General features: G+C 60.8%; 8 protein-coding genes. 6 read left to right on the forward strand and 2 right to left on the reverse strand.

Annotation, left to right across the window (positions count from 1 at the left end; translation table 11 throughout):
- Window positions 1–158: 158 nt before the first annotated feature.
- Window positions 159–410: an outer membrane lipoprotei OprI gene (oprI, locus tag NPS29_RS28420; RefSeq protein ID WP_025113130.1), complete on the reverse strand. Its 252-nt coding sequence runs from the start codon at window positions 408–410 to the stop codon at window positions 159–161.
- Window positions 411–1,093: 683 nt separating this feature from the next.
- On the opposite strand from oprI, the gene NPS29_RS28425 reads away from it, so the two are divergent.
- Entirely contained in the window at window positions 1,094–1,375 is a 282-nt protein-coding gene (locus tag NPS29_RS28425; RefSeq protein WP_274136801.1) for a GNAT family N-acetyltransferase, read from the forward strand.
- Between the two features lie 75 nt (window positions 1,376–1,450).
- On the opposite strand, the gene NPS29_RS28430 is transcribed toward NPS29_RS28425, so the two are convergent.
- The gene (locus NPS29_RS28430) at window positions 1,451–2,527 is read right to left on the reverse strand and encodes a 3-deoxy-7-phosphoheptulonate synthase (RefSeq protein ID WP_274136803.1); all 1,077 of its coding nucleotides are present in this window, start codon (window positions 2,525–2,527) and stop codon (window positions 1,451–1,453) included.
- Window positions 2,528–2,783: 256 nt separating this feature from the next.
- Between NPS29_RS28430 and NPS29_RS28435 the strand changes: the two genes are divergently transcribed.
- The 5 genes from NPS29_RS28435 to cysB all read left to right on the forward strand — a co-directional run bounded on the left by NPS29_RS28435 (window position 2,784) and on the right by cysB (window position 6,776).
- Window positions 2,784–3,119: a thioredoxin family protein gene (locus NPS29_RS28435; protein WP_274136805.1), complete on the forward strand. Its 336-nt coding sequence runs from the start codon at window positions 2,784–2,786 to the stop codon at window positions 3,117–3,119.
- 26 nt (window positions 3,120–3,145) lie between these two features.
- Window positions 3,146–4,105, forward strand: a complete 960-nt coding sequence (locus NPS29_RS28440) for a putative 2-dehydropantoate 2-reductase (RefSeq protein ID WP_274136806.1) — start codon at window positions 3,146–3,148, stop codon at window positions 4,103–4,105.
- 39 nt (window positions 4,106–4,144) lie between these two features.
- On the forward strand, window positions 4,145–5,047 hold the full coding sequence (locus NPS29_RS28445) for a 5'-nucleotidase (RefSeq protein WP_274136810.1): 903 nt from the start codon (window positions 4,145–4,147) through the stop codon (window positions 5,045–5,047).
- 96 nt (window positions 5,048–5,143) lie between these two features.
- On the forward strand, window positions 5,144–5,644 hold the full coding sequence (locus NPS29_RS28450) for a universal stress protein (protein WP_274136807.1): 501 nt from the start codon (window positions 5,144–5,146) through the stop codon (window positions 5,642–5,644).
- 157 nt (window positions 5,645–5,801) lie between these two features.
- Entirely contained in the window at window positions 5,802–6,776 is a 975-nt protein-coding gene (gene cysB, locus NPS29_RS28455) for an HTH-type transcriptional regulator CysB (RefSeq protein ID WP_062382408.1), read from the forward strand.
- Window positions 6,777–6,792: the final 16 nt, after the last annotated feature.

Raw genomic sequence — 6,792 nt, forward strand, 5'->3', positions numbered from 1 at the left:
CGCCCCCGCCGGCAAGCCGTGCTGCTACGGGATCTGCGGTGTTTGTGCCTGGGTCGGTCCGTGCCGCATGCCCGGGATGACGCGTGCATCCTCAAACCGCAGGCAATAAAAAAGCCGACCCGGAACCGGATCGGCTTATCAATAATCCCGAGGGATTATTACTTGCGGCTAGCCTTGTCCAGCATGCGCAGAGCACGCTCGTTGGCTTCGTCGGCAGTTTGCTGAGCTTTCTGAGCAGCAGCCAGAGCTTCGTCAGCCTTGCGGTAGGCTTCGTCAGCACGAGCTTGTGCACGAGCAGCTGCGTCTTCAGTAGCAGTCAGACGAGCTTCGGTTTCTTTGGATGCGCTGCTGCAACCGGTAGCCAGAACTGCGGCCAGGGCCAGAGCAGAGAATTTCAGAACGTTGTTCATCGTGTTCCCCTTAAAGGACTTCTATCAAATTAATCATCTCTCGAAAATGAGAAAATGACCGGCGTACATACTACCCATTGTTTGTAGTAAGTAAACGGACTAAGCGCAAGAACCGCATAAAATTCTTAGCTTTGAAAGCCTTCCGTGCGACTCCTCACGCTTTTTATCCGGAAAAAACCTCATGCTGTCAGGCAATTACGCTTGTCAGCAGGACGGGGGCGGACGGTTGTGCCGACAGGCTCCCGATGTCATCAGTGGGTCGAAAGTACTTCGTCCAGGCGGTGGCCAGGAGACGTTGAGCCACGTTGCAACCTTTTTTGTATAGACGATGATCGGCGAGGATGCTCGATTTTTGTTGCGTTGACGTGACTTTGCCCCATGGATGCCGTCTTAACAGGCATTCTCCGGCGATCCGGGGCCTTCGTTGTGCCATCACGCCGGATACGCGGGCGGGCTTTTACTGCGGATTCACTTGAGCAGATTCCACAATGGTGCCTACTATTTGCAGGTGCTCGTTTGTTTGAGATCAGCAAGGCTCGTTCTCGGTGTCCAGACCAGGCACGGGGTGGCGTAGCAGGCAGTGCGCGAACGCAGAGGTGCGTTGGCCCTGACTGAAGAGGTTCCTTCGCCGGACAAACATCGGTAAGGTAGGGGTCAAAATCCAAGACCCGCGAGGAGTAGTGATGAGCGAGGCGCTGTCCATTCACCATGACAAGACCGGCCACCAGTTCGAAATCAACATCGACGGTCACCGGGCTTACCTGACGTACATGGATCTGGGGAAGCAGACCCTGGACATCTATCGTACCTTCGTGCCCAACGCCTTGCGCGGGCGCGGCATCGCGGCGGCCTTGACCGAAGTGGCCCTCGATTACGCCGAGAGCATGGGCTACACCGTGATTCCTTCCTGCTCCTACGTCGAACGCTACATGGAACGTCACCAGCGCCAGGCTGCGAAGATCTGAAGAAGATCTGAAAAGCATTACCCCATGAAAAACGCCGAGCATTCGCTCGGCGTTGTCGTTTCAAGAACTGTGAAATCAGCCGCGCTTGCGCTTGGGCAACACGTCCTTGAGCTTGGCATGCATGCTGCGCAGGGTCTTCTCGGTGGTTTCCCAGTCGATGCAGGCGTCGGTGATCGAAACACCGTATTCCAGATCCGCGAGGTCCTTCGGAATCGACTGCGCGCCCCATTTCAGGTGGCTTTCGACCATCAGGCCAATGATCGACTCGTTGCCTTCCAGAATCTGGTTGGCGACGTTTTCCATGACCAGAGGTTGCAGCGCCGGGTCCTTGTTGGAGTTGGCGTGGCTGGCGTCGACCATGATGTTCGGCTTGACCTTGGCCTTGGCCAGTGCCTGCTCGCACAGGGCGACGCTGACCGAGTCATAGTTGGGCTTGCCGTTGCCGCCGCGCAGCACCACGTGACCGTAGGCGTTGCCCTTGGTGGTGACGATGGACACGCCACCTTCCTGGTTGATACCCAGGAAGCGGTGCGGGCTGGAAACCGATTGCAGGGCGTTGATGGCAACGGTCAGGCCGCCGTCGGTGCCGTTCTTGAAGCCCACTGCCGAAGAAAGGCCCGAGGCCATCTCGCGGTGGGTCTGGGATTCGGTGGTGCGTGCGCCGATGGCCGACCAGCTGATCAGGTCCTGCAGGTACTGCGGGGAGATCGGGTCCAGCGCTTCGGTGGCGGTCGGCAGGCCTTTTTCAGCCAGGTCCAGCAGCAGCTGGCGGCCGATGTGCAGACCGTCCTGGATCTTGAAGGAGTCATCCAGGTATGGGTCGTTGATCAGGCCCTTCCAGCCGACCGTGGTGCGCGGCTTTTCGAAATAGACGCGCATCACCAGATACAGGGTGTCCGACAGCTCGGCGGCCAGGGCCTTGAGGCGCTCGGCGTATTCGTGAGCGGCCTTGATATCGTGGATCGAGCAGGGGCCGATCACGATGAACAGGCGGTGGTCCTTGCCATCGAGGATGTTGCGGATCACTTCGCGACCCTTGCTCACGGTGGCCTGTGCGGCGGCGGTGAGCGGGATTTCGCGCTTGAGCTGATCCGGCGTGATCAGTGTCTCGTTGGAGGCGACGTTAAGGTCGTCAATCGGTAAATCAGCCATCGTGTTACTCATCAGGTCACGGGTGCTGGCCGCCAACGGTCCCCGTGCGGCGGAGCCTAGCGTGATTGAGGGCAGCGGGGTGCCGAACCTTAGCGCGTTAACCCGTACTTCGACAATGGGTAAACTCAAGCTTTCGTCCGATGCAGCGGGCTTATCGCAACCGTTTGCCTGCCCAGGCGCGCACCGGGCCGCGCTTTGGCTTGCGGAGCGGGCGGGCAGTGCGGATATAGTGTGCGCAAGACCTGGGGAGATTGGCGTGGATCAACTGCAACTGACAGACTTCGATGTCGATCGACAACTGCTGACCCTGCCCGGCACATCGCTGCTTATCTTCACCGGCGCCGGCTGTTCCAGTTGCCGGTGGGCACGACAGCATTTGCCGGAACAATCATTACCCGTCGAGCGCCTGTGCTGGATCGACGCCGAGGAAAACGGCGGCGCGGTGCAGCGTTACGGGGTGTTCCACCTGCCTTCCGTGTTCGTCGTGCGTGACGGCGAATTCTACGGCGCCTTGCGCAGCCAGCTTTCTGCCCCAGCCATCATCGCTGGCCTGGATCAGGCGCTGGTCCGCGCGCCTGACGACTTGCCATGAATCCATAGCCTTGAATTGAGAGAGCCATGAGCGAAACCCTCCACACGCCCCGCATCGGCATTATCGGCACCGGCGCCATCGGCGGCTTTTATGGCCTGATGCTGGCGCGCGCCGGCTTCGACGTGCATTTCCTGCTGCGCAGCGAGTTCAGCGCGGTGTCGCAGAACGGCCTGCACATCAACAGCCAGGTCCACGGTGCCTTGAGCCTGGAGAACGTCCAGGCCTATTCCTCGGCGACCGACATGCCGCCTTGTGACTGGCTGCTGGTGGCCGCCAAATCCACCGGTACCGGCGGCGTGGCCCCGGCCATCGTGCAGGCGGCTGCGCCAGGGGCCAAGGTGTTGATGCTGCAGAATGGCCTGGCGGTCGAAGATGAACTGCGTGCGGTGCTTCCCGATTCGCTGCATGTGCTGGGCGGCCTGTGTTTCATCTGCGTGCATCGCACTGGGCCCGGCCAGATCACCCATCAGGCGTTCGGCGCGGTGAACATCGGTTACCACAGTGGCCCGGCCCCAAGCGATGCCGCGAGCCTCGAAATCGTGGAGCAGGGCGCCGCGCTGTTCCACGCCGCGGGGATCGAGTCGGTGGCCATGGCCAATCTGGGCAAGGCCCGCTGGCAGAAGCTGGTGTGGAATGTGCCTTACAACGGGCTTTCGGTATTGCTCAACGCCAGCACCACGCCGCTGATGGCCGACCCGGACAGCCGCGAACTGATCCAGGGGCTGATGGCCGAAGTGGTGCAGGGCGCCGAGGCCTGCGGGCATGTGCTGCCTGAAGGTTACGCGGCGCAGTTGTTCAGGGTCACCGAGCAGATGCCGGACTACCGCCCCAGCATGCACCATGACTTCACCGAAAAGCGCCCGCTGGAGCTTGACGCCATCTACGCAAAACCGCTTGCAGCCGCGCTGGCGGCGGGCTGCGACATGCCCAAGATTCGGGCCTTGTACCACGCGCTGGCGTTTATCGATCGGCAGAATCGCCGATAGCCAGGCACCTCGGGGGACACCATGGCCAACGACCTGACCATGAAAAGCGCAAGTAACAAGCTGGTTCTGGCGATTTCCTCGCGGGCGCTGTTCGATCTGCGGGAAAGCCACGCGATCTATGAACGGGACGGCGTGGCTGCCTATCGCCAGTACCAGATCGACCATGAAGACGAAGTGCTTGAGCCCGGGGATGCCTTCCTGCTGGTGGAAAAACTGCTGAGCCTCAATACCAGCCTGACCCAGGCACGGGTCGAGGTGATTCTGGTGTCGCGCAACAGCGCCGACACCGGGCTTCGGGTGTTCAACTCGATTCAGCACTACGGCCTGGACATCTCCCGCGCCGCCTTTGTCGGTGGTCGCAGCCCGTTTCCGTATCTGGCGGCGTTTGACAGCCATCTGTTTCTCTCCACTCACGCCGAGGACGTGCGCAGCGCACTGGATGCCGGTTTCGCCGCCGCGACCATTCTCTCCGGCGGTGCCCGCCGAGCAGCCAGCGCTGAGCTGAGAATCGCCTTCGACGGTGACGCAGTGCTGTTCTCCGACGAATCCGAGCGGGTCTATCAGTCGGGCGGTCTTGAGGCGTTTCAGGCCAGCGAGCGCGAGGCGGCGCGTCAACCCCTGCCCGGCGGGCCGTTCAAGCCGTTTCTTGCCGCGCTTAACCTGCTCCAGCGCGAGTTCCCCGAGGAGTCCTGCCCGATCCGCACCGCACTGGTCACCGCCCGCTCGGCGCCAGCCCATGAGCGCGTCATCCGCACCTTGCGCGAATGGAATATTCGGCTGGATGAATCGCTGTTCCTCGGTGGTCTGGACAAGTCGGCTTTTCTGGAGGCCTTCGCCGCCGACGTGTTCTTTGACGATCAGCCGGGGCATTGTGAGCGTGCCCGGGAAGTCGTGGCCACCGGCCATGTTCCCCATGGCATCAGCAACGAGCTAAAACCCTGAACCTTTAGACCGGAAACTTGTATCAAGCCCGCCGATTCGTCCCGGCGCTGCTAAGCTGATCTGTGTCTGGGCCTTTGAAGGCTGGCAGGAGGTCACATGATTCGCTCGATGCTGTATGCCACGGACCTCGGTCTCTACGCGCCTTTTGTCCTGCAGCATGCACTGGCGCTGGCGCGCTCATTCGGGGCCGAGTTGCATGTGGTGCACGTGGTCGAGCCGATGGGGCTGTTCGCCGAATCCGTACTGCAGAGCTACCTGGCAGAGGACGTGTTGCGCGAGCTGCACAGTGAAGGCATCAACAACGTGATCGAAGGCATCGAGTCGTCCGTGCTCGCCGGTTTTCGTGATGAGTTGGGGGAGGGCAATCAGGATCTTGCGCTGATTCGCAGCGTGCGGGTGGTCCAGGGGGATCCGTCCAAAGTGATCCTGGAACAGGCGCAACGGCTGGAGGTCGATCTGCTGGTGGTGGGCAGTCACAGCCACGGTGCGGAAGGGGATACGCCGATCGGCCGCACGGCCGCGCGGATTCTGCAGCTTTCCCATGTACCTGTTTATATGGTCCCGATGGTGCAGAACCGCAGTGGCTCGTGGGCCTGAGGAGGACAGGCCGGGGGCGAGATAGAGGCTGCGTGCCATCAGATTCTGAAAATGCTGGCTAAAATTTATAAAAAGTTCTAACTTTGCCTTCTTGACCATTAATCCAGTTATATACCGTCGTGATGCCCGTGGCGTCTTCCGGCTTTGAGGGATACATATGAAGCTTCAGCAATTGCGCTACATCTGGGAAGTGGCGCACCACGACCTCAACGTTTCGGCGACGGCGCAGAGCCTTTACACCTCGCAGCCGGGCATCAGCAAGCAGATCCGTTTGCTGGAAGACGAACTCGGGGTCGAGGTTTTTGCACGCAGCGGCAAGCACCTCACACGTGTCACGCCGGCGGGGGAGCGGATCATTACTACTGCGGGGGAAATCCTGCGCAAGGTCGAGAGCATCAAGCAGATCGCCCAGGAATTCTCCAACGAGAAGAAAGGCACGCTCTCCATCGCGACCACCCACACCCAGGCACGTTATGCGCTGCCGCCGGTGATCAGCAATTTCATCAAGCAGTACCCTGACGTGGCGCTGCACATGCATCAGGGCTCGCCGATGCAGATCGCCGAGATGGCCGCTGATGGCACCGTGGATTTCGCCATCGCCACCGAAGCGCTGGAGCTGTTCGGCGATCTGGTGATGATGCCGTGCTACACCTGGAACCGCTGCGTGGTGGTGCCCCAGGGCCATCCGCTGACCAAGCTGCCGAAGCTCACGCTGGAAATCCTCGCCGAATACCCGATCGTCACTTACGTGTTCGGTTTCACCGGCCGCTCCAAGCTGGACGAAGCCTTCAGCCACCGTGGCCTGACCCCAAAGGTGGTGTTCACCGCCGCCGACGCCGACGTTATCAAGACGTATGTGCGCCTGGGTCTGGGTGTGGGCATCGTGGCCAAGATGGCGGTCGATCCGAAGCTGGACAGCGACCTGGTGGTGCTCGATGCCAGCGAGCTGTTCGAGGCCAGCATCACCAAGATCGGCTTCCGTCGCGGCACTTTCCTGCGTGGGTTCATGTGCGACTTCATCGAAAAATTCGCCCCGCACCTGACCCGCGACGTTATGGCCAAGGCGATCCAGTGCCACAACAAGCAGGAGCTCGAAGAGCTGTTCGACGGCGTGGTGCTGCCCGAGCATTGATTACAGGCAGCATTTG

It is taken from the genome of Pseudomonas putida (assembly GCF_028682175.1).
GTDB lineage: Bacteria > Pseudomonadota > Gammaproteobacteria > Pseudomonadales > Pseudomonadaceae > Aquipseudomonas > Aquipseudomonas putida_AD.

Bases quoted from the DNA above. Each gene is read 5' to 3' on its own strand.
- NPS29_RS28440 (WP_274136806.1), top strand. From the start codon at position 3,146: ATGAGCGAAACCCTCCACACGCCCCGCATCGGCATTATCGGCACCGGC.
- oprI (WP_025113130.1), bottom strand. From the start codon at position 410: ATGAACAACGTTCTGAAATTCTCTGCTCTGGCCCTGGCCGCAGTTCTG.
- NPS29_RS28445 (WP_274136810.1), top strand. From the start codon at position 4,145: ATGAAAAGCGCAAGTAACAAGCTGGTTCTGGCGATTTCCTCGCGGGCG.
- NPS29_RS28450 (WP_274136807.1), top strand. From the start codon at position 5,144: ATGATTCGCTCGATGCTGTATGCCACGGACCTCGGTCTCTACGCGCCT.
- cysB (WP_062382408.1), top strand. From the start codon at position 5,802: ATGAAGCTTCAGCAATTGCGCTACATCTGGGAAGTGGCGCACCACGAC.
- NPS29_RS28425 (WP_274136801.1), top strand. From the start codon at position 1,094: ATGAGCGAGGCGCTGTCCATTCACCATGACAAGACCGGCCACCAGTTC.
- NPS29_RS28430 (WP_274136803.1), bottom strand. From the start codon at position 2,527: ATGGCTGATTTACCGATTGACGACCTTAACGTCGCCTCCAACGAGACA.